The 21,246-nt window shown below is 48.8% G+C and carries 21 protein-coding genes and 2 tRNA genes; 14 read left to right on the top strand and 9 right to left on the bottom strand.

Going from position 1 to position 21,246, the window contains the following annotated elements:
* Window positions 1–117: 117 nt before the first annotated feature.
* From Tanf_RS00735 to pncB, 5 genes are all read left to right on the top strand, one after another.
* On the top strand, window positions 118–318 hold the full coding sequence (locus Tanf_RS00735) for a winged helix-turn-helix domain-containing protein (protein WP_014225433.1): 201 nt from the start codon (window positions 118–120) through the stop codon (window positions 316–318).
* 75 nt (window positions 319–393) lie between these two features.
* Window positions 394–729: a coiled-coil domain-containing protein gene (locus Tanf_RS00730; protein ID WP_052299267.1), complete on the top strand. Its 336-nt coding sequence runs from the start codon at window positions 394–396 to the stop codon at window positions 727–729.
* A 2-nt stretch (window positions 730–731) separates the two neighbouring features.
* A complete protein-coding gene (locus Tanf_RS00725; RefSeq protein WP_014225435.1) occupies window positions 732–1,037 on the top strand; it encodes a cell division protein ZapA in 306 nt (101 codons plus the stop codon).
* A gap of 113 nt (window positions 1,038–1,150) precedes the next feature.
* Window positions 1,151–2,680 carry a ribonuclease Y gene (rny, locus tag Tanf_RS00720; RefSeq protein ID WP_014225436.1) on the top strand — a complete coding sequence of 510 codons (1,530 nt, stop codon included), beginning with the start codon at window positions 1,151–1,153 and terminating at the stop codon, window positions 2,678–2,680.
* Window positions 2,681–2,813: 133 nt separating this feature from the next.
* Entirely contained in the window at window positions 2,814–4,028 is a 1,215-nt protein-coding gene (gene pncB, locus Tanf_RS00715; protein WP_014225437.1) for a nicotinate phosphoribosyltransferase, read from the top strand.
* On the opposite strand, the gene Tanf_RS00710 is transcribed toward pncB, so the two are convergent.
* Entirely contained in the window at window positions 4,025–5,644 is a 1,620-nt protein-coding gene (locus tag Tanf_RS00710) for an ABC-F family ATP-binding cassette domain-containing protein (protein ID WP_014225438.1), read from the bottom strand. The genes pncB and Tanf_RS00710 overlap by 4 nt on opposite strands.
* A gap of 225 nt (window positions 5,645–5,869) precedes the next feature.
* Window positions 5,870–5,940 (bottom strand) — tRNA-Cys (locus Tanf_RS00705).
* Between the two features lie 126 nt (window positions 5,941–6,066).
* Between Tanf_RS00705 and rfbC the strand changes: the two genes are divergently transcribed.
* The 7 genes from rfbC to Tanf_RS00670 all read left to right on the top strand — a co-directional run bounded on the left by rfbC (window position 6,067) and on the right by Tanf_RS00670 (window position 12,075).
* A complete protein-coding gene (gene rfbC, locus Tanf_RS00700; RefSeq protein ID WP_041591257.1) occupies window positions 6,067–6,624 on the top strand; it encodes a dTDP-4-dehydrorhamnose 3,5-epimerase in 558 nt (185 codons plus the stop codon).
* A gap of 13 nt (window positions 6,625–6,637) precedes the next feature.
* Complete coding sequence (rfbB, locus tag Tanf_RS00695) at window positions 6,638–7,786, top strand: dTDP-glucose 4,6-dehydratase (protein ID WP_046824535.1); 1,149 nt, start codon at window positions 6,638–6,640, stop codon at window positions 7,784–7,786.
* Window positions 7,787–7,790: 4 nt separating this feature from the next.
* Window positions 7,791–8,414 (top strand): recombination mediator RecR, encoded by a 624-nt coding sequence (gene recR / locus Tanf_RS00690; protein ID WP_014225441.1) that lies wholly within the window; start codon window positions 7,791–7,793, stop codon window positions 8,412–8,414.
* Between the two features lie 4 nt (window positions 8,415–8,418).
* A complete protein-coding gene (locus Tanf_RS00685) occupies window positions 8,419–9,588 on the top strand; it encodes a glycosyltransferase family 2 protein (RefSeq protein WP_046824534.1) in 1,170 nt (389 codons plus the stop codon).
* 18 nt (window positions 9,589–9,606) lie between these two features.
* Window positions 9,607–10,137 (top strand): GNAT family N-acetyltransferase, encoded by a 531-nt coding sequence (locus Tanf_RS00680; RefSeq protein WP_046824533.1) that lies wholly within the window; start codon window positions 9,607–9,609, stop codon window positions 10,135–10,137.
* Between the two features lie 343 nt (window positions 10,138–10,480).
* Window positions 10,481–11,455, top strand: coding sequence for a DNA-methyltransferase (locus Tanf_RS00675; protein WP_014225445.1), 975 nt, complete (start codon window positions 10,481–10,483; stop codon window positions 11,453–11,455).
* A gap of 2 nt (window positions 11,456–11,457) precedes the next feature.
* Window positions 11,458–12,075, top strand: coding sequence for a BglII/BstYI family type II restriction endonuclease (locus tag Tanf_RS00670; RefSeq protein ID WP_046824532.1), 618 nt, complete (start codon window positions 11,458–11,460; stop codon window positions 12,073–12,075).
* A 210-nt stretch (window positions 12,076–12,285) separates the two neighbouring features.
* Here the strand turns inward: Tanf_RS00670 and Tanf_RS00665 are convergent.
* A tRNA-Arg gene (locus Tanf_RS00665) sits at window positions 12,286–12,359 on the bottom strand.
* Between the two features lie 131 nt (window positions 12,360–12,490).
* On the opposite strand from Tanf_RS00665, the gene ung reads away from it, so the two are divergent.
* The gene (gene ung, locus Tanf_RS00660) at window positions 12,491–13,153 is read left to right on the top strand and encodes a uracil-DNA glycosylase (protein WP_046824561.1); all 663 of its coding nucleotides are present in this window, start codon (window positions 12,491–12,493) and stop codon (window positions 13,151–13,153) included.
* Here ung and Tanf_RS00655 read toward each other — a convergent pair whose 3' ends face one another.
* Together Tanf_RS00655 and Tanf_RS00650 are read right to left on the bottom strand one after the other, a co-directional pair.
* Entirely contained in the window at window positions 13,154–15,895 is a 2,742-nt protein-coding gene (locus tag Tanf_RS00655) for a putative LPS assembly protein LptD (protein WP_236684347.1), read from the bottom strand. It abuts the gene before it with no gap.
* A 73-nt stretch (window positions 15,896–15,968) separates the two neighbouring features.
* Window positions 15,969–16,511: an HD domain-containing protein gene (locus tag Tanf_RS00650; RefSeq protein WP_046824560.1), complete on the bottom strand. Its 543-nt coding sequence runs from the start codon at window positions 16,509–16,511 to the stop codon at window positions 15,969–15,971.
* 104 nt (window positions 16,512–16,615) lie between these two features.
* On the opposite strand from Tanf_RS00650, the gene Tanf_RS00645 reads away from it, so the two are divergent.
* Window positions 16,616–17,818 carry an exo-beta-N-acetylmuramidase NamZ family protein gene (locus tag Tanf_RS00645; protein ID WP_046824530.1) on the top strand — a complete coding sequence of 401 codons (1,203 nt, stop codon included), beginning with the start codon at window positions 16,616–16,618 and terminating at the stop codon, window positions 17,816–17,818.
* A 154-nt stretch (window positions 17,819–17,972) separates the two neighbouring features.
* Here the strand turns inward: Tanf_RS00645 and nqrF are convergent, their stop codons facing one another.
* From nqrF to nqrC, 4 genes are read right to left on the bottom strand one after another with little or no spacing between them, the layout of a single operon-like run.
* Window positions 17,973–19,259 (bottom strand): NADH:ubiquinone reductase (Na(+)-transporting) subunit F, encoded by a 1,287-nt coding sequence (gene nqrF / locus Tanf_RS00640; protein ID WP_046824529.1) that lies wholly within the window; start codon window positions 19,257–19,259, stop codon window positions 17,973–17,975.
* Window positions 19,260–19,285: 26 nt separating this feature from the next.
* Window positions 19,286–19,903 (bottom strand): NADH:ubiquinone reductase (Na(+)-transporting) subunit E, encoded by a 618-nt coding sequence (nqrE, locus tag Tanf_RS00635; RefSeq protein ID WP_046824528.1) that lies wholly within the window; start codon window positions 19,901–19,903, stop codon window positions 19,286–19,288.
* 23 nt (window positions 19,904–19,926) lie between these two features.
* The gene (locus tag Tanf_RS00630) at window positions 19,927–20,556 is read right to left on the bottom strand and encodes an NADH:ubiquinone reductase (Na(+)-transporting) subunit D (RefSeq protein ID WP_014225454.1); all 630 of its coding nucleotides are present in this window, start codon (window positions 20,554–20,556) and stop codon (window positions 19,927–19,929) included.
* A 3-nt stretch (window positions 20,557–20,559) separates the two neighbouring features.
* Window positions 20,560–21,243 carry an NADH:ubiquinone reductase (Na(+)-transporting) subunit C gene (gene nqrC, locus Tanf_RS00625; RefSeq protein WP_041591260.1) on the bottom strand — a complete coding sequence of 228 codons (684 nt, stop codon included), beginning with the start codon at window positions 21,241–21,243 and terminating at the stop codon, window positions 20,560–20,562.
* Window positions 21,244–21,246: the final 3 nt, after the last annotated feature.

Here is a 21,246-nt window from a genome sequence, read left to right as displayed (position 1 = left end):
AAAAGGTTTTTCGGGCGGTAATGTTAAAAAATACTGTTTTGAGATATCTGATCATTCGATGATTTCTTTTTTTGTTGTATTTTTGTACCCATTAATAAAGATATAGAAAAAACAGCTATGGTTAAGTTAATTGGAACGAATGCCGGTCTTGTATGGAGAGCCTTGAGTAAGGCGGGCCGGATGAGTGTGAAAGAACTCAAAAAAGAGACAAAATTGAGAGCGGATAAAGAATTGTTTGCCGCCATTGGTTGGTTGGCTAAGGAAGGAAAGCTGGAATCGGAAGAAAAAGATTCCGAAATTTACTTCTGGCTGTCGTAGTTCCGTAACATGTAAGAAAAAGGGCTGTCTGATTGGTTGTCAGGCAGCCCTTTTTTCATTTTGTCGGTAAAAAAAATGACGGAAAGTTGTATCTTTAAATACTTCTTTTTACTTTTGTTGCAATTTTGGTACGAGATGGCCGGGAAAGAAATGGAATTGTGTGCTGTATTGGATGTCAGGTTGCAGGACTTGCTCACATTGTGTGATGAGCAGGATCAAAAAATCAAAGACTTAAGCGAAACCATACGGCAGATGAAAGAAGAATACCGGATATTGAATGCCAGATATACGGACATGCTGACTGCCACAAGCATTGCCTTTGCCGATGGAGGAGAGAAAAAAGAGGCGAAGCGACGGTTGTCGGAATTAGTTCGTGAAGTAGATAGGTGCTTGGCACTACTAAACGGATAACAGTGAAAGGAGACGAGTTTATCATACACCTGGAGATTGCGGGGAAACAATATCCGGTGAAGATCAGGCGAGGTGATGAACGGACGGAACAAAGGGCCCGTGAAGCAGCCAAACGGGTGCAGCAGATGTATCTGCAGCGGAAGGCCTATTTCTCCAAATCATTGGACGATAAAGACCTCTTGGCGATGGTTGCCGTCCAGCTGGCGATGGATATGATTCCGCTGGAAGAAAAAAACGATACGCAGCCTTTCGTAGAAAAGATACAACAATGGACGGAGAGACTGGAACATTATCTGAAAGAGAGATGACTTTTCACTTCTATGTTATTCGAAACGAGAATATAAAAGTCTATGCACACAGGGTTGGCATGAAGAGACATGCCGGAAATGTGCTTTTTTATAACAATTAAACAGTAGATGGAATGAATTGGATATGGATGATGATTGCTTTTTTCGTGGGGGGGCTGTTGGCCTGGATCGTAATGACATTCCTTGCGAAATCTCGCCGCACAGCACTCCTCCGAGAGATGGAGAAGGAAGCGGAGGTCATGAAGAAAAACAAAATGCTGGAAGTAAAAGAAAAGTTCCTGCAATTGAAAACAGATCTGGAGAAACAGGTCACGGCACGTAATGCCAAAATACAGTCGGGCGAATCGAAGTTAAAACAGCGCGAAATGGCGCTCACTCAGCGTCAGGAGGAATTGCAGCGGAAGATGTCGGAGGTCGATATTGTCAAGGAAAACCTGAATAACCAGCTGCAAGTCATTGAGAAAAGAAAACAGGATATGGAGAAATTGCACCAGCAGGAAATTGTCCATCTGGAAACAATCTCCGGCCTGTCGGCCGATGAGGCCAAAGAACGCTTGATAGAATCACTTAAGGATGAGGCTAAAACGGATGCTTCCTCCTATGTGAATGAAATCATGGAAGAAGCCAAGATGACGGCTAATATGGAAGCGAAAAAAATCGTTATCCGTACAATACAACGCGTGGCGACCGAGACGGCGATTGAAAATTCAGTAACGGTATTCCACATCGATTCGGACGAAATCAAAGGACGAATCATCGGACGCGAAGGCCGTAACATTCGCGCTCTCGAAGCGGCTACCGGCATCGAAATCATCGTAGACGATACTCCGGAAGCCATCGTGCTTTCCGGCTTTGACCCGGTGCGTCGTGAAGTCGCTCGTCTGGCTTTGCATCAGTTGGTACAGGACGGACGTATTCATCCGGCACGTATCGAAGAGGTTGTTAATAAGGTGCGCAAACAAGTGGAAGAAGAAGTGGTGGAAACCGGAAAGCGAACAGCGATCGACCTTGGTATCCACGGGTTGCATCCCGAACTGATACGGATGATCGGAAAGATGAAGTATCGTTCGTCGTACGGACAGAACCTGCTGCAACATGCGCGTGAGACGGCGAATTTGTGTGCCGTCATGGCGGCGGAACTGGGACTGAACCCGAAAAAAGCACGTCGCGCCGGATTGTTACATGACATAGGAAAAGTGCCTGATGATGAGCCTGAAATGCCGCATGCTCTCTATGGTGCGAAATTGTGTGAGAAATTTAAGGAGAAACCGGACATTTGTAATGCGGTGGGCGCTCATCACGATGAAATGGAGATGCAGACCCTGTTGGCGCCGATCGTTCAGGTATGTGATGCTATTTCGGGAGCGCGTCCGGGAGCACGTCGCGAGATTGTGGAAGCATATATCAAACGCCTCAATGACTTGGAACAATTGGCCCTTTCGTATCCGGGAGTTTTAAAGACGTATGCCATTCAGGCCGGTCGCGAGTTGCGGGTGATTGTCGGTGCCGATAAGATTACCGATAAAGATACGGAAAGCCTCTCGACCGAGATTGCCAAGAAGATTCAAGACGAGATGACGTATCCCGGTCAGGTGAAGATCACCGTGATTCGCGAAACGCGTGCTGTCAGCTATGCAAAATAAACAGAAAGATTCTTTTAAAAAAAATAAGTAATTAGATACCTCCGAGGGGGACGTTCTACGGCCTTCGGAGGTGTTTTTTTGAATTCGATCTCTTTTGCGGAAGAATGTTTAATTCATGTACTCAACCAACAGGATGAAACAAATAATCAATCACTTTACAGATGACGATCTTTATAAGATGACGATGTGCTGTGCCGTAATCGATAACTATCCGAGGGCGCAGGTCAAGTATGTATTTGTCGACCGGAATGAAACCGTCTATCCCGAAGGTTTTGCCGACGAAGTGAACCGTCAGATCGCTTTGTTGGAGAATGTGGTGATTACAGAGGATGAGGTGGCGTTTATGAAACGTAAATGTTATTACATTCCGGACTGGTTTTACCGTTATCTCCGCGGATTTCGTTTCAACCGCGAATGGGTGAAAGCATGGCAGGATGACGAAGGGCATCTGCATATCGAAATCGAAGGATATTGGTCGGATACGATTCTGCTCGAGGTTAAGCTTCTCGCGATCATCTCCGAATTGTACTATTTATTTACCGGACAGGTTGAGACGCTCGATTACGAAACGTATTATACGAAAAGTTATGCGAAGGCCGAAAGGTTGCTGTCGGCCGGTTGCGTTTACAGCGATTTCGGGACGAGAAGACGGGCTTCGTTCGAGGCCGAAGATGTTGTGGTTCGGGCGATGAGAGATTGCCAACATGCGCATCATTACCCCGGCAAATTTGTCGGTACAAGCAATGTCTATCTTGCGATGAAATACGATCTTTTACCTATTGGGACGATGGCCCATGAATTTGTCTGCGCTATCGGAGGGATGTATGGTCCGCAGATGGCTAACTTTATGGCAATGGAAGCCTGGAGACATACGTTCAGAGGGGCATTGGGAACCTATCTCTATGACAGTTTCGGGTGGGATATCTTCAGTCTCAATTTCTCGGAAGATTTTGCCAATCTCTTCAAAGGGCTTCGTGTCGACAGCGGTGATAATTTTGAACAGCTTGACAAGATCGTCGAAAAATATCAGTCTCTCGGCATCGATTCGCACACCAAACAGGTGACGTTCAGCAATGCGCTCGATGTGGAGCGAGCTATAGCCATACATCGTTATGCCGCAGATAAATGCCAGCCTTCATTCGGTATCGGTACACATTTTACGAACGATTTTCCCGGCATCAGGCCGATGAATATCGTCATCAAATTAGTAGCAGTGAAGATTACGGAATCGTGGGATTTTTATAATGAAACATGTAAGATCAGTGAAGATAAAGGCAAATATACGGGTAAGCCGGAAGTGATCAAACGGTTTATGGCCGCCCTGCATATGAAAGGGGGCATCGTTTAGCTTCCCTCATACAGCTTCGCCCGCATCTCGGCAATCTTCGGGTCGGAGATATAATCGTCGTATTCGATCATCTTGTCGATATTGCCATTGGGGGTAAGTTCGATCACGCGATTAGCCACAGTTTGAATAAATTCGTGGTCGTGGCTGGCGAAAAGTACATTGCCTTTGAAGTTGGTCAGGGTATTATTGAAGGCCTGAATCGACTCGAGATCAAGGTGATTCGTCGGTGTGTCGAGGATGAGCGTGTTGGCGTCTTTGAGCATCATACGTGAGATCATACAGCGCATCTTTTCCCCTCCCGAGAGTACACTTACTTTCTTCATCAGTTCCTCGCCCGAGAAAAGCATACGTCCCAGAAATCCTTTCAGGAAAACTTCGTTCGTATCTTTGGCAAACTGTCCGAGCCATTCGAGCAGATTGTAGTCCGAATTGAAATATTTCGCATTGTCGAGCGGCAAGTAGGCTGTCGTGATGGTCTGTCCCCATTTGAATGTACCCGAGTCGGCTTCTTCCTCCCCATTGATGATTTGGAACAGAGCGGTCATGGCACGCGGGTCGCGACTGATGAAAACAACTTTATCGTCTTTTTCGACATTGAAATTCAGGTCTTTGAACAGTATCTTTCCGTCGAGTGTTTTCGTCAGGCCGCTGACTTCGAGAATCTGGTTGCCCGGCTCGCGCGAGGGAGTGAAAATGATACCCGGATAACGGCGCGACGAAGGTTGAATCTCTTCGATATTTAGTTTCTCAAGCATCTTTTTGCGGCTTGTCGTTTGTTTCGACTTGGCTACGTTCGCACTGAAACGGCGGATAAATTCTTCCAGTTCTTTCTTCTTTTCTTCCGCTTTCTTGTTTTGTTGCTGCTGTTGGCGCAGGGCAAGCTGGCTCGATTCATACCAGAAGCTGTAATTGCCGGCAAAAAGTTTGAGTTTGCCGAAGTCGATATCGACCGTATGGGTACAGACGGAGTCGAGAAAGTGACGGTCATGGCTGACAACGAGTACCGTATGTTCAAAGTTGGAGAGGTAATTTTCAAGCCATGCCACGGTCTCGAGGTCGAGATCGTTCGTCGGTTCGTCGAGCAGCAGGTTGTCAGGTTTGCCGAACAGGGCACGCGCCAGCAGGACACGTACCTTTTGCTTACCGCTCAGATCTTTCATCATCCTGTCGTGGAGCGCTTCCTCGATTCCCAGTCCGCTGAGCAACGCTGCCGCATCGCTTTCGGCATTCCAGCCTTCCATCTCGGCAAACTTTTCTTCCAGCTCCGAGGCGCGGAGACCGTCCTCGTCCGAAAAATCTTCTTTGGCGTAAATCGCATTCTTCTCGCTCATGATATCCCAAAGCGTGGTATGCCCCGTCAGTACGGTGTCGAGCACGGTGTAATCATCGAACGCGAAGTGATCCTGCGCAAGGACGGACAGCCGTTCGCCCGGCCCGAGCGAAATGGTTCCGCGTGTAGGATCGAGGTCCCCGCTGATGGCACGCAGAAAGGTCGACTTGCCGGCGCCATTCGCCCCGATGATGCCATAGCAATTGCCCGGCAAAAATTTGAGATTGACCTCCTGAAACAATGTTCGTTTACCGAACTGAACATCCAAACCGCTAATTGTAATCATGAGTGCTTCTGTTTTTTTTGAGGGAGCAAAGATAGTAAAAAGCCATGGGAACGGCAAAGCCAATAATGCTCTTTCTGCAGAAAAGGTCTTACTTATCTGGCTGAAATAGAGTTGAGCAGGTGGGGCGGCTTCACTCTATGGCCCGACATGAAAACGGTCCGCCGAACCCTATGTTTCGAAACGGACCATTTTCTATACCGTCATCATCACGATGTGATGTTGGTGAGGTTCCTGGCAGAATCGAACTGCCGTAAACGGTTTTGCAGACCGGCGCCTAACCACTCGGCCAAGGAACCAACATTTCACGGTGCAAAGATACGGCATTTTTCGGATATACAAAAATCTTTTGAAATTTCTTTTGCCCGATTGCCGGAAAAGTGCTTATCTTTGTTTCTCGAAAAAAAAAATCGAGAGAAGAGGAGATGAATTTCATAGAGACGGATATACCCGGTGTGTGGATGATAGAGCCTTACGTGTTTGCCGATGCACGAGGATACTTCATGGAAGCCTACAAACAACAGGAATTCGAGCGGTATATCGGAAAAGTGGATTTTATACAGGAGAACGAATCATGCTCGTCGCGGGGTGTGCTGCGCGGACTGCATTATCAGCTGGCACCTTATGCACAGGCCAAATTGGTGCGCGTGATCGTGGGTACGGTCGTCGATGTGGCGGTCGATCTTCGTCGCAACTCTCCGATGTTCGGGCGGCATGTAGCCGTGGAACTGTCGGCCGAGAATAAACGTCAGTTGTATATCCCGCAAGGATTTGCGCATGGTTTTTATGTGAAAAGCGAGACGGCCGTCTTTACGTATAAGGTCGATAACCCCTATATGCCGAGTCATGAGCGGGGAATACGATACGACGATTCTCAAATCGGCATAGCATGGAACATGGAAGAGGGTGCTCCGGCTGTTACGTCGGAGAAAGACCGTCTGTTACCTTTTCTGGGAGATGCCGAGGTAAATTTTGAAGATTAAAACATAGCGATTGATGGGAACTTATTTAGTGACTGGCGGTGCCGGTTTTATCGGTGCAAATTTTGTGAAATATATGCTCGCCACGTATCCCGAGGCGCAGATTATTGTGCTTGATATGCTGACCTATGCGGGCAATCTGGGAACGATCAAGGATGATATTGACGGCCGTCGCTGTCACTTCGTGAAAGGCGATATCGGCGACCGCGCCTTAGTGGAAGGATTGTTTGAGAAATATCCGATACGCTACGTCGTCAATTTTGCGGCCGAGAGTCATGTGGACCGGAGCATCGAAGACCCGCAACTGTTTCTCGTAACGAATATTCTCGGAACGCAGAACCTGCTCGATGCCGCGCGGAAGGCGTGGGTGACGGGTAAAGACGAGGCCGGCTATCCGGCGTGGACGCCCGGTGTACGCTTCCATCAGGTTTCGACCGACGAGGTTTACGGCAGCTTGAGTGAAACGGGGTATTTCACCGAAGAAACACCTCTTTCGCCACGCAGCCCGTACAGCGCCTCGAAAACAAGCGCCGATCATTTTGTCTCGGCTTATCACGACACGTATAAGATGCCTGTCAGCATTACGCGCTGTTCGAACAATTACGGGCCGTATCATTTCCCCGAAAAGCTGATTCCGCTCATCATCAAGAATATCCTTGAAGGAAAGCGACTACCCGTCTACGGCGACGGATCGAACGTGCGCGACTGGCTTTACGTCACCGACCATTGCAAGGCGATTGATGCGGTGATACATCGTGGCCGTGCGGGTGAGGTGTACAATGTCGGCGGACATAACGAACGGAGAAACATTGACATTGTGCGGACGATTATTCGGACGGTTCATGAACTGATGACCGAGCATCCCGAATATCGTGAGGTGCTCAAGAAAAAGGAGATGGGCCCCGACGGGCGCTGGTCGGTCGACTGGATCAACGACGACCTGATTACGTTCGTCAAGGATCGTCTCGGGCACGATCAGCGTTATGCGATCGACCCGTCGAAGATCACCCGCGAGTTGGGATGGAGTCCCGAGACAAGTTTCGATGCCGGTATCGTGAAGACCGTGCGCTGGAATCTGGAGCATCAGGACTGGATCGGAGAAATCACCCAAGGCGATTATGTCAGGTATTATGAACAGATGTATGCCGGACGGGAGCTGAAATAACGTGATGAATCAGCAATATCCTTCGGCTTTACTGGAAAATGCCGTCAACGAGTTGGCTACGCTTCCGGGAATCGGGCGGAAGACGGCTCTGCGATTGGCCTTGCATATGTTGCGTCGGGAGCCGGACTATACGGAGCGTTTCTCGAAGGCTCTGCTCGCTTTACGTCGTAACGTGAAGTATTGCAAGGTGTGTCATAACATCTGCGATTCGGGCTACTGCGCGATCTGCGCCGACCCGTTGCGCGACCGTTCGACGGTGTGCGTGGTGGAGAATGTCAAAGACGTGATGACGATAGAGAACACGTCGCAGTTTCACGGTCTCTACCATGTGCTGGGCGGAATCATCTCGCCGATCGACGGGATCGGGCCGGCCGATCTCGAAATCGACAGCTTGGTGAAGCGTGTGGCTTCGGGCGAGGTGAAAGAGGTCATGTTTGCCCTCAGCACAACGATGGAAGGCGATACGACGAACTTCTTTATCTACCGCAAACTGTCGGCTTATCCGGTGAAGGTGACGGTTATCGCCCGCGGCATTTCAGTGGGAGACGAGATTGAATATGCCGACGAGGTGACGTTGGGACGCTCGATCCTGAACCGGGTGGATTTTAACGAATCGATCAAATTATAATGTTATGTACGAAACGAAGCTGTCGGTCGTCATCGTAAATTATAATGTAAAGTATTTGCTTGAGCAATGCTTGCGTTCGGTGCTGGTGGCTACGAACGGTTTCGATGCCGAGATATGGGTCGTAGACAATGCTTCGACCGACGGTTCGATCGAATACCTGCGTCCCCGTTTTCCGGATGTGCGGTTTATCGAAAATACGGATAATTCCGGTTTTGCCCGTGCGAATAATCAGGCGCTTCGTATTTGCCGGGGCGAATATGTGTTGCTGCTCAACCCCGATACGATCGTAGGAGACAGTCTGCGCACGTTGTGTTATTTTATGGACGGACATCCCGAAGCCGGTGCGGTCGGGGTGAAGATGATTAACGGCCGGGGCGTTTTTTTGCCCGAGAGCAAGCGCAGCTTTCCGTCGCCGTGGGTGGCGTTCTGCAAGTTGTTCGGTCTCTCGAAACTCTTTCCGCATTCCCGCCGGTATGCGGCTTACAGTTTGCCGTATCTTAGTCCCGATAAGCAGCATGAAGTCGAGGTACTGTCAGGGGCGTTCATGCTCTTGCGTCACGAGGCGCTCGATCGGATAGGACTGTTCGACGAGTCGTTTTTTATGTACGGTGAAGACATTGATCTGTCGTACCGAATCATTCTCGGCGGTTATAAAAATTATTATATTCCCGAGCGTATCTTGCATTACAAAGGCGAAAGCACGGCTTATGCCGACAAAAAATACCTGAATGCTTTTTACGATGCGATGCTTATTTTCTATCGGAAGCATTATCCGCGATCGGGGCGATGGATGTCGGGGCTGATTCGTACTTCGGTCGGTCTGCGGAAAGGAGTCGCGTGTCTGTTCGGGTGGAAAAAGACGAAAACGCCGAAGCCGAAGCGTCGCAGTGTGTTGATTTTCTGTCGTGCGGAGGCTCTCAAGACGGCCAGAGACCGGGTCGCTGAGCGGTTGCCGGAGGCTGTCGTTTTCCGTCAGTGGGATTTGGATGAGCGCCGGGCGATGGATGCGCTCTCGCGCCGGGTGCGGATGAACGAATATACGGATATGGTCTTTTGCTATCCGGACATGACGTTCGACCAGATGTTGCTTTTCATGGACAGAAACCCCGATAAATCGTGTGTGTATCATATGTATTATCCCGACAGCGGACAGTTGATTTCGCCGGGCAGATAAAAAACGGAGGCGTGAACGATGAAATGGCTGGAGAATGACGCGATACGCCTGCGGGCGTTAGAACCGGAAGATCTTGATCTGCTTTACGCGTGGGAAAATGATACGTCCTTGTGGGAGTTCGGCAGCACGCTTGTGCCGTATTCACGCTACGTGTTGAAAGCCTATCTGGAACATGCCGACGCCGATATATACGCACAGAAGCAGCTGCGGCTGATGATGGTTCTGAAGGCTTCGGGAGAGACGGTCGGGACGGTCGACCTCTTCGATTTCGACCCTCGGCATCGCCGTGCCGGAGTAGGTATTCTGGTCGATCCGGCGCATCAGCGGAAAGGCATCGGGAAGGAGGCCCTGTCGCTGCTGACGGCTTATGCTTTCGGGTTGCTGAACATACACCAGCTCTATGTCTTTGTACCCGTATCGAACGAACCCAGCCGAAACTTATTTCTGGACAGCGGATTCACCTCATGCGGCATTTTAAAGGACTGGCTGCATACGAATCATGGCTTCGCCGATGCGTATTTCATGACCCTGCTGAACAAAAAAGCATGAATCGTGAAATCGTTTTATGGAAACGAGGTTCGGGATAGTTTTTCTTAGTGCTGTTAGACTTTGTTGCAACGGTTGACGTCTGATTATCAAAAGATATGGGTGTATATAAAAAACAACCTAAAAAAATCAGCCGTTTAATAATCAGCGATATAGAAAAATTGATGTTTTATTACAGGCAAAAATATATCACTGTTTTCTATGGATTTATCCGTTGCAACAAAGTCGTGCTGTTACCAAAAAGTTGGCATTCATTGTAAAAAGACTTTCGTTGACAACTTCGTAAAAATTAAGACAGGAAATAGGTGGATATATATTAAATTTGCAGCATGGAAAATTGAAAACGATGAAAGCTAAAGAACCTTTATTTAAATATATTAGACCTGATATTTCTCATAACGTTATAAATGGGGACTGTTTGAATGTTCTTAAAGGAATTGAAGATGGAAAATTTGATTTAATCATAACTTCGCCTCCTTATAATGTTGGCAAATCGTATGAAACAAAAACGAGTATAGAAAAATATTTAGAGACACAAGAAGAAATAATAAACGAACTTGTGAGGACACTATCAGACAAAGGAAGTCTTTGTTGGCAAGTTGGTAACTATATAAACAAAGGAGAAGTTTTCCCTTTAGATATTTATTATTATCAGATTTTTAAAAGACACGGATTGAAATTACGTAATAGGATTATTTGGCATTTTGGACATGGATTACACGCCTCAAACAGGTTTAGCGGAAGATACGAAACTATTCTATGGTTTAGCAAAACAGATGAATATATTTTCAATCTCGACAATGTAAGAGTCCCGGCAAAATACCCCGGGAAACTTCATTTTAAAGGAGAAAAAAAGGGGTTGCCATCGGGAAATCCTCTTGGTAAAAACCCAAGCGATATTTGGGAGATTGTCGCAAAAGATTGGGAAACGGCAATGTGGAATATACCAAATGTTAAATCCAATCATCCGGAAAAAACAAAACATCCTTGCCAATTTCCGATAGAACTGGTTGAAAGATGCATTCTTGCACTAACGAATGAAGAAAGTTGGGTGCTTGATCCTTATGCTGGTGTTGGATCAACAGTAATTGCCTCGATTAAAAATAATCGGAATGTAATAGGAATTGAAAAGGAGAAAGAATATTGTGACATCGCTAAACAAAGGATTATTGACTTTAACGAAGGTAAATTAAAAATCAGGCCCATAAATAAACCGATTCATAAACCATCTGCCAATGATAAGGTATCTCAAGTTCCTAAAGAATGGTTACAGCTTGAATTGGAGAATGTTAATGTAAAATATTCCGAAAAAACTTATTAAAAATGAAAATAGCCCAGAAATATTCGCATTTAAATGGAGAAGAATATCTTCTTGTTCATCATAAAAAGCTTTACAAAGAAATCATAGATACTATCCGAAGTATCGATGCGTCAAACTTTATGACCAAAGAAAGCAAGGAAAAAACTATGAGAGGAAAAATGCTTTATAGCCCGATTGAACTAAATAGAACCTTTAATAAAAAGTTCAAAGAACTTGGTTGGAATGAAAGTCGTTATCAATATTACATAACAACAGACCAAAAAATTCTTCCTGAATTAATTATGTTGCCATACGATAAACAGAAAGATTTTTTAATTTCAAAAGGAATTAAATATCCTATATCTTCATATAAGCAAACAGACTTTGTAAAAGATCAGATAGCTGTTGAAGTTCAGTTTGGCAAGTATGCTTTTGTAGCGTTTGACTTATTTGTAAAGCATTTGCTTTTTTATTCTGGAGGTGTGATAAACCTTGGAATTGAAGTTTTGCCAACAAAGAAAATGCAAGCACAAATGAGTAGCGGAGTTGCATATTATGAAGGTGAAGTTTATAATGTTTTAAGACACGGGAGAAATAATCCTCCGGTTCCACTTTTAATCTTAGGAATTGAACAAGATTAAACAACAACAAAATGTACAAAGGATATATACAATAAGTGTTTCAGTGGGTATTTAAACACTCCGTTCCGCTCAAGCTTCGGTGTAGCTCGGAAAGATAGTATAACCGGTAATCTTTTGTTGCATATAGTCTCAGCCGGTTACTCATGTCACCTCAGAGGTCACTCATATCATCAAAGGGGGGGGGGGAAGGAAATCGGGCGAGAAGGGAAGTGACCCCGGTGCGACTCAAACGCACGACCTTCAGAACCGGAATCTGACGCTCTATTCAACTAAGCTACGGGGCCAAAAACGCCGCAAAGATATAAAAATAATTGACAGATGACAACCGTCGGCCTACAAATTTTCGGATTATTCCATTACCTTTGTCTGCCGTATGCGAATCATGAACCGTCGCATCGTCAATGCCCAAGAAGTTATGGATGTAAAAATAGAACAGAGCTGGAAGGAACGGCTGTCCGACGAATTTGAGAAGGAGTATTTCAAAACGCTGACGAATTTTGTGCGCGAAGAATATCAGCGCACGAAGGTCTATCCCTCCGGGGCGCATATTTTCAATGCGTTTGCGCATTGCCCGTTCGAGCAGGTGAAAGTCGTACTGATCGGGCAAGACCCGTATCATGAGCCGGGCCAGGCGCACGGACTTTGTTTCTCGGTGCAGGACGGGACGCCTTTTCCGCCGTCGCTCGTGAATATTTTCAAGGAGATCGCGAACGATCTCGGTAAACCGATGCCTCGAAGCGGTGACCTGACGCGCTGGGCCGATCAGGGTGTACTGCTGCTCAACGCCACGCTGACGGTGCGTGCTCATGCCGCCGGATCGCATCAGGGGAAAGGGTGGGAGACGTTTACCGATGCCGTCATCCATCAGTTGAATGCCGAGCGCAAGCACATCGTTTATATGTTGTGGGGATCATACGCGCAGAAAAAAGGCGAACGGATCGATGCGTCGGCCAATTTGGTGTTGAAATCGCCGCATCCGTCGCCTCTGTCGGCGCATCGCGGATTCTTCGGGAATAAACATTTCAGCCGTGCGAACGATTATCTGATCGCTTCGGGGCAGGAGCCTGTCGACTGGTAATCAATACCAGCTTTGCTGGTCGCGGTTCGTATTGCTTTGATTATATTTCAAGTCTTTGAGCAGCGACGAGTTGACGGCAATCGAGAACGAATACGATTTATAGGGTCCGATGGGGATTACGTTGGCCGACATCTGGAAGCAGTGCAGGTCGCGCGAGATGCTGCAAGTGAGGCTGTGAAATTTCCCGTGTTCGACATCGAAAGAACCGTTCATGCTGATGCGCCAGTTCTTCGTCGGCTGAATGCTTCCGCTGAAACTCAGATTGTGCGTCAGCCGGTAGTTATATTCCATCTTTTCGGGGTTAAAGTTACCGTACCCCAATCCCATATTATAATGGAACGATAAGTTCCACGGCACGGCGGCGTTGTAGTAACCGTCTTCGTCGTATTCGCCCGCATTGGTTTTTTTCGCTTTTCGCAGACGGCCTCCCTTAGTCTGGCCTGTTTCGTCCTGTTTGCCGTCCGGATTCTCATTCTCCGTATTGTTCGACGGCGAATCTTCGTCTTTCCGGCTTCCTCTGCCTCCGAACCATTTTTTGAACGTGTCGTTATTAAAGGTATAGGAGAAGCTCGTACTCGTCGACCGCAGTCTCGGAAAGCCTTTCCCCGCCTGCCAGCGCGTTTTGTCGATGGGATAAGCCCGTTGCGTTTTGGCATCGTAACCATACGTATAGACGTCGAAAACACCGTTTAGTATCAAGGAGTAACTTTTACTCAGCCGCAGGTTCAGCCCCACGTTCAGGTCGCTCCATTTGAACGAGTCGGCCGCCAGATTATAGCTGATGTTAAAGCCCAGCTTCTCGATCAGGCTGATTTTTCGCTCTCCCGTCGAGTCGGCATCCGAGCGTATCTTCATCTCCACGTTGTTTTCCACCGCAAAGTTGATGGAGCCCTGCTTGCCTCTTCCCGGCGGGCCGAACATCGCGTCTTTGAACGGCGAGTAGACGCCGGTCACAGTTTCTCCCTGACGGTTCACATACGAATAGTCTTCGTAATATCCGTATTTGCGGCTGCCGAAGTCGGGCGACATGCTGAACGAAACGGATGGTTCCATGCGGTGCCGGATCATCTTGACCTTGTCTCCGAAAATCGCCCACGGCTTGAAGAAGCCGTACAAGGTTGTGGAAGCCGAGATGGCGGCATTATAGTTATAGACACGATAGAAGCCGTAGACCGTATCGACGGGCATGAGCGCGTTACGTGCCGTATCGTACTTGTGGTAGACTTTGTCCGTCAGCCATCGTTCCGTATAATTGACGGAGGGCGATATGTTCAGGAATCCGAAGTTGTACGTCGCGCTGATCGGGATCGCATGCTGCATGCCGTGCTTCCAGTCTTTGATGAGGTTCTTTCTGAGAAACTCGTTTTCTTTCGTATGGATCGTATTTCTGAAATAACCGGAATAGGAGATGGAGATTTTTTCGTACCAGCGTTCCTTGCCTACGATATGTTTGCGTTTGAGGGGATAAATACTGCTCATCGAGATGCTCATATCGGGCAGGGTGACGCTCAGCGACGAGTCTTGCGAGCGCTGGTTGATGTTCATCGTGGCCGAGATATTGATCGGGCTGTTGGGGAAACGTTGCGAAATGCTGATACTCGATCCCTTGTTGTTGTCTGTTGCATTCGGCGTGTACAACATATTGAGCTGATTGCGGCTGTAGCTGCTGGTCGAGAAATTCACACTGGCCGAGAATGTGCGGTAAGGATTGGCTTTCATATCTTGCGAATGCGTCCACGCGATCCTGAAATCTTTCGATACGCTGTAATCCGGCAGTCCTTTGTCGCCCGTTTTCGTAACCAGATAAGAAGCATCGACGGATCCCGAATATTTATACCGTTTCCGGTACGACGAGCGGGCGGCCAAGCCCCACGATCCTTTCGTGTAAATCTCGCCCGTAAGCGCCAGATCGATGTAATCGCTGATGGCAAAATAATATCCGCCGTTACGGAGGTTGAAGCCGCGCGCCATCTCGTCGCCATACGTGGGCATGATAATCCCCGACGAGTATGTGCTCGAGAACGGAAAGAAACCGAACGGCAGCCCGATGGGGAAAAGCGGCACGTCTTCGATCACCAAATAAGCCGGTCCGGTGACAATGTCTTTTCCGGGTCTGACCTTCGCTTTCGTCATTTTGATGTAGAAGTGCGGATGATCGTGCTCGTCGCATGTCGTATACCGGCCGTTGATCAGGTTCATGGCGTCGTCGGGCATCTTTTTCGTGACTCCGGCCGTCAGGAAGCCTTCGCCCTGCTGGGTCAGCACTTCGTTGGCATACGCTTTGCGCGACCTGAAATTGTAACGCATGCTCTTTGCCTCGATTTGCTGTTCGCCTTCGACGAAGAGCGGATAACCGTATTCCGCCCCGACAGAGTCGAGGGCGAATGTGGCATAGACGATGCTGCTGTCCATGCTCATCTCGATCCGTTCGGCCTGTAATTCGATGTTCTGGTATTTTACGTTGCTCTCTCCGTAGAGGTAGGCCATGTTTGTGCCGGTCAGGACGATGGAGTCGCTCGCCTGATACGTGACGGGCGCTTCGAGCATGCTTTTTTTACGGGCGGTGGTATCGACGGCGGCCGTGTCGACTTGTAACGTGCTGTCGGCCGCGATCTGCAGCAAACTGTCCGGTTGCCGGACGGCTATCGAATCGTTTAACGACTCGACGGCTGTCACAGACTCCTGTGCCTGCACCCGTGTGTTTGTCCAAAGAGCGCATACGCAGGCGATCCATCCTATCATTTGCTTTAGAAACATGCTTCGTCCCGTATGTATTCGGGCGCAAAAATAGCACAATTTAACGAGGATGTGGCGGTTATTTTCCTAAAAAGAGTTTACACCAGGCGTCGAAACGCGCCACGTCGTCTTCTCCGTACGCAGCCAGACCTTTGCGGATTTTCTCGATCGGTTTTTCACGGTCGAGCTTCGTTTTGCTGAAAAATTTATCGGCAAAACAGATCAGTTGTTCTTCGAGCGACTGGGGGCGCATCTCGCGAAGAGGAACCGGCAGGTTGCGTTGCCGGATCAGTTCGAGCGACAGCCCCGTACCCGTGTGACGCTCGCAGACCAGCGCGTGGCGCGGATACCCTTTTTTGCGCAGCAGGTCGGCGCCCAGATAGCCGTGGCAGATGTAGGGCGCTTCGCCATGGCAGTCGATCTCCGGGGCATGACAGAGGAAGATCCCGATGTCGTGCAGCATGGCTGCTTCGCGAATGAAAGGAATGTCCGGTTTCATTTCCGGATGGGCCTCGGCCAGAGCCACAGCCTTATCGGCTACACTGCGGCTGTGGGTGATCAGAATCTCGTAAGCCCACGATTCCGGATGATAATAGGTCTGAATAATTTCCAATGGATTCATATACTTCATCAAAGAAAAATACACGCAAAAATACGGATAAATTGTCGGATTTCTCCCCTTTTTCAACTACTTTTACACCCCGAAAAAGAAAAATATTATTTGCAATGAAACGAAACATAATCGCATTTTTTCTGTTCCTGACGCTTTGCATTGCAGCAACAGGGACTGTCTTCGCGCAACAGCGGAACAAGCGTGTCGTACTCGGTAACGAACGGATGGACAGTATCTGTACACGATTGAAAGATAAACGGGTGGCGCTGGCCGTGAATCATACCTCGATCCTCGAAACCGGTTTTACGCACTTGTTAGATACGTTGCTGGCACAAAAGATCGATATCAGAAAAGTTTTTGCTCCCGAGCACGGCTTTCGCGGTACGGCCGATGCCGGTGCGACCGTTCACGACAGCTGCGACCCGAAAACGGGTGTCCCCATCGTTTCGGTTTACGGAAAAAACAAAAAACCGAGCGCCGAACAGTTGGCCGACGTGGATATCGTTGTCTTCGACATTCAAGACGTGGGGGCGCGTTTCTTTACGTACATCAGTACGATGCATTACCTGATGGAAGCGTGTGCGGAACAGGGCAAGGAGCTGATGGTGTTAGACCGCCCGAATCCGAACGACTATGTAGACGGCCCGGTCCGTCAGCCGGGATTTGAGTCGTTTGTCGGCGTCCATCCGATCCCCGTTTTGCACGGGCTGACCGTCGGCGAACTGGCGCAAATGATCAACGGCGAAGGGTGGTTGCCCTCGGCCGCCACCTGCAAACTGACTGTTATCAAGATGTTGAACTGGCAACATGGCGACGCTTATCAACCGACTGTCAGACCTTCCCCGAATCTGCCGAACGACCAGGCCATTCGTCTCTATCCTTCGCTCTGTTTCTTCGAAGGGACGTGCATGAGCGTCGGGAGGGGAACGCATTTCCCGTTTCAGATCGTCGGATATACCCTGCCGCAGACTGGCTCGTTCACCTTCGTCCCCACGGCTATTCCCGGCATGGATACCGCTCCGCTTTATAAAGACAAAACCTGCTACGGTGACGACCTGCGTTATTACCCCTTCGCAGGAGGCCTTACGCTCTCTTTCGTCATCGACTTCTTTGCTCGCACCGGCCGAAACGAAAAGCTGTTTTTCAACCGCCCGCGCTGGTTCGATCTGCTGGCCGGAACGGATGCGCTGCGCAAACAAATCCTTGCCGGAGTACCCGAAGCCGAAATCCGCGCTACATGGCAATCCGGTCTCGACGAATACAAACAGATGCGCAAAAAATATCTCCTCTATCCGGACTATCCGGTGGGGGAATGAGGGTTAAAACGGATAGGTGAGGTGTTGACGATGCCCGAAGCCGGACGTAGGTTAAAGGTAGCTATTGAACGATGAAGCAGGGAAGACAAAAAAATGCGGGAGAGCTCGAGCTCTCCCGCATTTTTTTGTCGGTTCAATCTTTTCCGGACGATCATCATCCGCCGAAATTATCGAATCGGAGGTTCTCAGGCGGCACGCCTAGGCTGTCGAGTAATCCTTCGACGGCTTTCGACATCGGGCCGGGACCACACATATAATATTCGATATCTTCGGGCGCTTCATGATCTTTCAGATACGTTTCGTACATCACGTTATGCACGAATCCGGCGGTATACTTCACCCCGGCCGCATCGGCTGCGGGATCGGGACGGTCGAGCGCCAGATGGAACGAGAAGTTCGGATATTCTTTCTCAATGGCGAGGAAGTCTTCCAGATAAAATACTTCGTTCAAGGCACGGGCGCCGTAGAAGTAAGACATCTTCCGGTCTCTCGTATGTAACGTTTTCGTCATATACATAATCTGCGAGCGAAGCGGGGCCATACCGGCACCACCGCCCACCCAGATCATCTCGTTCTTCGAGTCGAGATTCGGGTGGAAATCGCCGTAAGGACCGCTCATCGTCACTTTGTCGCCCGGCTTGAGCATGAAGATATAGGATGAGGCAATACCCGACGGCACATTCTGGAATCCTACCTGCGGTTTCGGCTTGAACGGCGGCGTAGCAATACGCACCGTCAACATAAAACGATCGCCCTCGGCCGGATAGTTGGCCATCGAGTAGGCGCGGATCGTCGGCTCGTCGTTACGGCATTTGAGCGTGAACAGGCCGAACTGTTCCCATGCCGGCAGATATTCCGCTCCGATCGATGCTTTATCAATATCTACATTGTAATCCATCGAATATTTCGGGATATTGATCTGTGCATACGACCCCGGAATGAAGTCCATGTGTTCGCCCGGAGGGAGCGCCACGATAAATTCCTTGATAAACGTGGCCACGTTTTTATTTGAAACGACGGTACATTCATATTCTTTCACGCCGAACACTTCGTCGGGTACTTGAACCGTCATGTCGTTTTTCACTTTTGTCTGACATGCCAGACGCCAATGATCCTTGATTTGTTTACGGGAGAAGAAGACTTTTTCCGTTGGCAGAATATCTCCTCCTCCTTCAGGCACCTGCGCACGGCACTGACCGCATTTGCCGCCACCGCCGCATGCCGACGAAAGGAAGATATTCCCGCTCTGCAATGCGCCGAGCAGTGTACCGCCAATCGGCGTTTCGATTTCTTTTTCTCCGTTTACCGTCATCTTTACATTGCCCGACGGCACAAGCTTGGCTTTCGCAGCCAGCAGCAGCACGACCAGCAGCAGCACGATGATCAGAAAGACCACCACACTCGTCCCGACGGTCAGTCCTGAGATTTCCAATAAAACCATTTTTTATACTGTTTATGCGTTAATACTCAAATTTTGAATCCCGAGAAGCACATGAAAGCAATTCCCATCAGACCGGTCAGAATAAACGTGATCCCTAATCCGCGAAGAGGCTTCGGTACATCCGAATAGGCCAGCTTCTCACGGATAGCCGCCATACCGACGATAGCCAGCAACCAGCCTATACCCGACCCGAAGCCGTAGACCGTAGCCACGCCGACGTTGGCGAACGCACGTTGCTGCATGAACAGCGAACCACCCATGATGGCGCAGTTTACTGCAATCAACGGCAAAAAGATTCCCAGCGAAGCATAGAGGGATGGGGCGTATTTCTCGACAATCATTTCGACGAGTTGTACAAACGAGGCAATCACGGCAATGAAGAGGATAAACGCGAGAAAACTCAAGTTTACATCCTGAAAGCCTTCGCCGAGCCAACTCAACGCACCTTCTTTCAAGACGTAGTTCTCGAGCATATAGTTGATCGGAAGGGTGCAGACAAGCACAAACGTAACCGCCAGTCCCAAACCCAGCGCCGTTTTCACGTTTTTCGACACCGCAAGGTACGAACACATACCGAGATAGTATGCGAAGACCATGTTATCGACAAAAATCGAACGGATAAAGGTACTTAATATATTTTCCATAATTTATTACGTTGTTTCAAGAGTTAATTTTCTTCCTGCAAATCTTTGTTGCGCGAACGATGAATCCAAATGATCAGTGCACAAAGAATAAGCGCCATCGGCGGCATAATCATCAAACCGTTATTTACGTAACCCAGGTCGTAGAAGGCCTGCGGAATGACCTGATATCCCAGCAAAGTGCCCGATCCGAACAATTCGCGGAAGAAAGCAACCACAATGAGGATAATACCATAGCCCACCCCGTTTCCGACTCCGTCGAGGAACGATTCCCACGGCCGGTTACCGAGCGCAAAGGCTTCGAGACGTCCCATCAGGATACAGTTTGTAATAATTAGTCCCACATAAACGGAAAGTTGTTTGCTCACGTCGTAAGCAAAGGCTTTCAGCACCTCATTGACGATCGTTACCAGAGCCGCCACCACCACGAGCTGGATAATGATACGGATACGGTTCGGGATTGTTTTACGCAGCAACGAAATAATCACATTCGCAAAAGCTACCACGGCGATTACCGAGAGCGTCATTACGATGGCCGGTTGCAGCTTCACGGTCACCGCCAGAGCAGAGCAGATACCAAGCATCTGCACGATTACCGGATTGTTTTTGTTTACCGGATTGAATAAAATCTCTTTATTTTTTGTTGATAATCCCATAGCTTACTGTTTTTGTGTCGTTAAAAATTGGGCATAGCTGCCGATACTTGTCCGAAGCATCGCGTTGACGCCGTTACTCGTGATCGTTCCACCCGAGATCCCGTCTACATAATCCTGTCCTTCGGCTTTGTTTCCGCTTTTCACGACGGCAATCGATTTGAACACTCCGTCGCGGAAGAGCTGCTTCCCCGGAAACTGTCCGGAGAACGCTTTTGACGTAATCTCTGCTCCTAATCCGGGCGTCTCGCTGGCGTGGCTGAAATCGGCGCCGAAGACCGTATTGCAATCATCGTTGACCGAAAGATAGCCCCACACCGGCCCCCAGAGGCCTGCGCCGTACATGGCCAGAATATATTTCGTCTGTCCGTCGATTGTTGCCACAAAAACCGGATAGACCCCACGCGCAAAGGCTTTCTCTACCTCTTCGCCAAAGGCGTCACCGTCGGTACGTTGTCCGTCGGCATCGACGAGGAACGCTTCTTTGATCAGTTCGTTATATTTGGCTTCGACCTCGTCGGCCGGGACCGAAACGTTGACGGCACGCAAAATCTGTTGCCGTTTATCATTGGCTTCGTTGGCCTTCTGGGTCGAACGTAATGCTTGCGAAGTAAAGGCCAGCAGAAGTGCGACGAAAACGACCATTACGGCTGCATACAGCACCGTATAAGTGTTGCTGTTCGTATTCAGCCC

The sequence above is a fragment of the Tannerella forsythia genome, assembly GCF_001006485.1.
In the GTDB taxonomy this organism is placed as follows: Bacteria; Bacteroidota; Bacteroidia; order Bacteroidales; family Tannerellaceae; genus Tannerella; species Tannerella forsythia.
The sequence above is the reverse complement of the archived record's forward strand: the minus strand, read 5'-3'. Positions and strand labels throughout refer to the sequence as shown.

Excerpts from the sequence above, each read along its gene's own strand:
- Tanf_RS00735 (WP_014225433.1), top strand. The coding sequence starts at position 118 with ATGGTTAAGTTAATTGGAACGAATGCCGGTCTTGTATGGAGAGCCTTG.
- Tanf_RS00730 (WP_052299267.1), top strand. The coding sequence starts at position 394 with ATGACGGAAAGTTGTATCTTTAAATACTTCTTTTTACTTTTGTTGCAA.
- rny (WP_014225436.1), top strand. The coding sequence starts at position 1,151 with ATGAATTGGATATGGATGATGATTGCTTTTTTCGTGGGGGGGCTGTTG.
- pncB (WP_014225437.1), top strand. The coding sequence starts at position 2,814 with ATGAAACAAATAATCAATCACTTTACAGATGACGATCTTTATAAGATG.
- Tanf_RS00710 (WP_014225438.1), bottom strand. The coding sequence starts at position 5,644 with ATGATTACAATTAGCGGTTTGGATGTTCAGTTCGGTAAACGAACATTG.
- rfbC (WP_041591257.1), top strand. The coding sequence starts at position 6,067 with ATGAATTTCATAGAGACGGATATACCCGGTGTGTGGATGATAGAGCCT.
- rfbB (WP_046824535.1), top strand. The coding sequence starts at position 6,638 with ATGGGAACTTATTTAGTGACTGGCGGTGCCGGTTTTATCGGTGCAAAT.
- recR (WP_014225441.1), top strand. The coding sequence starts at position 7,791 with ATGAATCAGCAATATCCTTCGGCTTTACTGGAAAATGCCGTCAACGAG.
- Tanf_RS00685 (WP_046824534.1), top strand. The coding sequence starts at position 8,419 with ATGTACGAAACGAAGCTGTCGGTCGTCATCGTAAATTATAATGTAAAG.
- Tanf_RS00680 (WP_046824533.1), top strand. The coding sequence starts at position 9,607 with ATGAAATGGCTGGAGAATGACGCGATACGCCTGCGGGCGTTAGAACCG.
- Tanf_RS00675 (WP_014225445.1), top strand. The coding sequence starts at position 10,481 with ATGAAAGCTAAAGAACCTTTATTTAAATATATTAGACCTGATATTTCT.
- Tanf_RS00670 (WP_046824532.1), top strand. The coding sequence starts at position 11,458 with ATGAAAATAGCCCAGAAATATTCGCATTTAAATGGAGAAGAATATCTT.
- ung (WP_046824561.1), top strand. The coding sequence starts at position 12,491 with ATGGATGTAAAAATAGAACAGAGCTGGAAGGAACGGCTGTCCGACGAA.
- Tanf_RS00655 (WP_236684347.1), bottom strand. The coding sequence starts at position 15,895 with ATGATAGGATGGATCGCCTGCGTATGCGCTCTTTGGACAAACACACGG.
- Tanf_RS00650 (WP_046824560.1), bottom strand. The coding sequence starts at position 16,511 with ATGAATCCATTGGAAATTATTCAGACCTATTATCATCCGGAATCGTGG.
- Tanf_RS00645 (WP_046824530.1), top strand. The coding sequence starts at position 16,616 with ATGAAACGAAACATAATCGCATTTTTTCTGTTCCTGACGCTTTGCATT.
- nqrF (WP_046824529.1), bottom strand. The coding sequence starts at position 19,259 with ATGGTTTTATTGGAAATCTCAGGACTGACCGTCGGGACGAGTGTGGTG.
- nqrE (WP_046824528.1), bottom strand. The coding sequence starts at position 19,903 with ATGGAAAATATATTAAGTACCTTTATCCGTTCGATTTTTGTCGATAAC.
- Tanf_RS00630 (WP_014225454.1), bottom strand. The coding sequence starts at position 20,556 with ATGGGATTATCAACAAAAAATAAAGAGATTTTATTCAATCCGGTAAAC.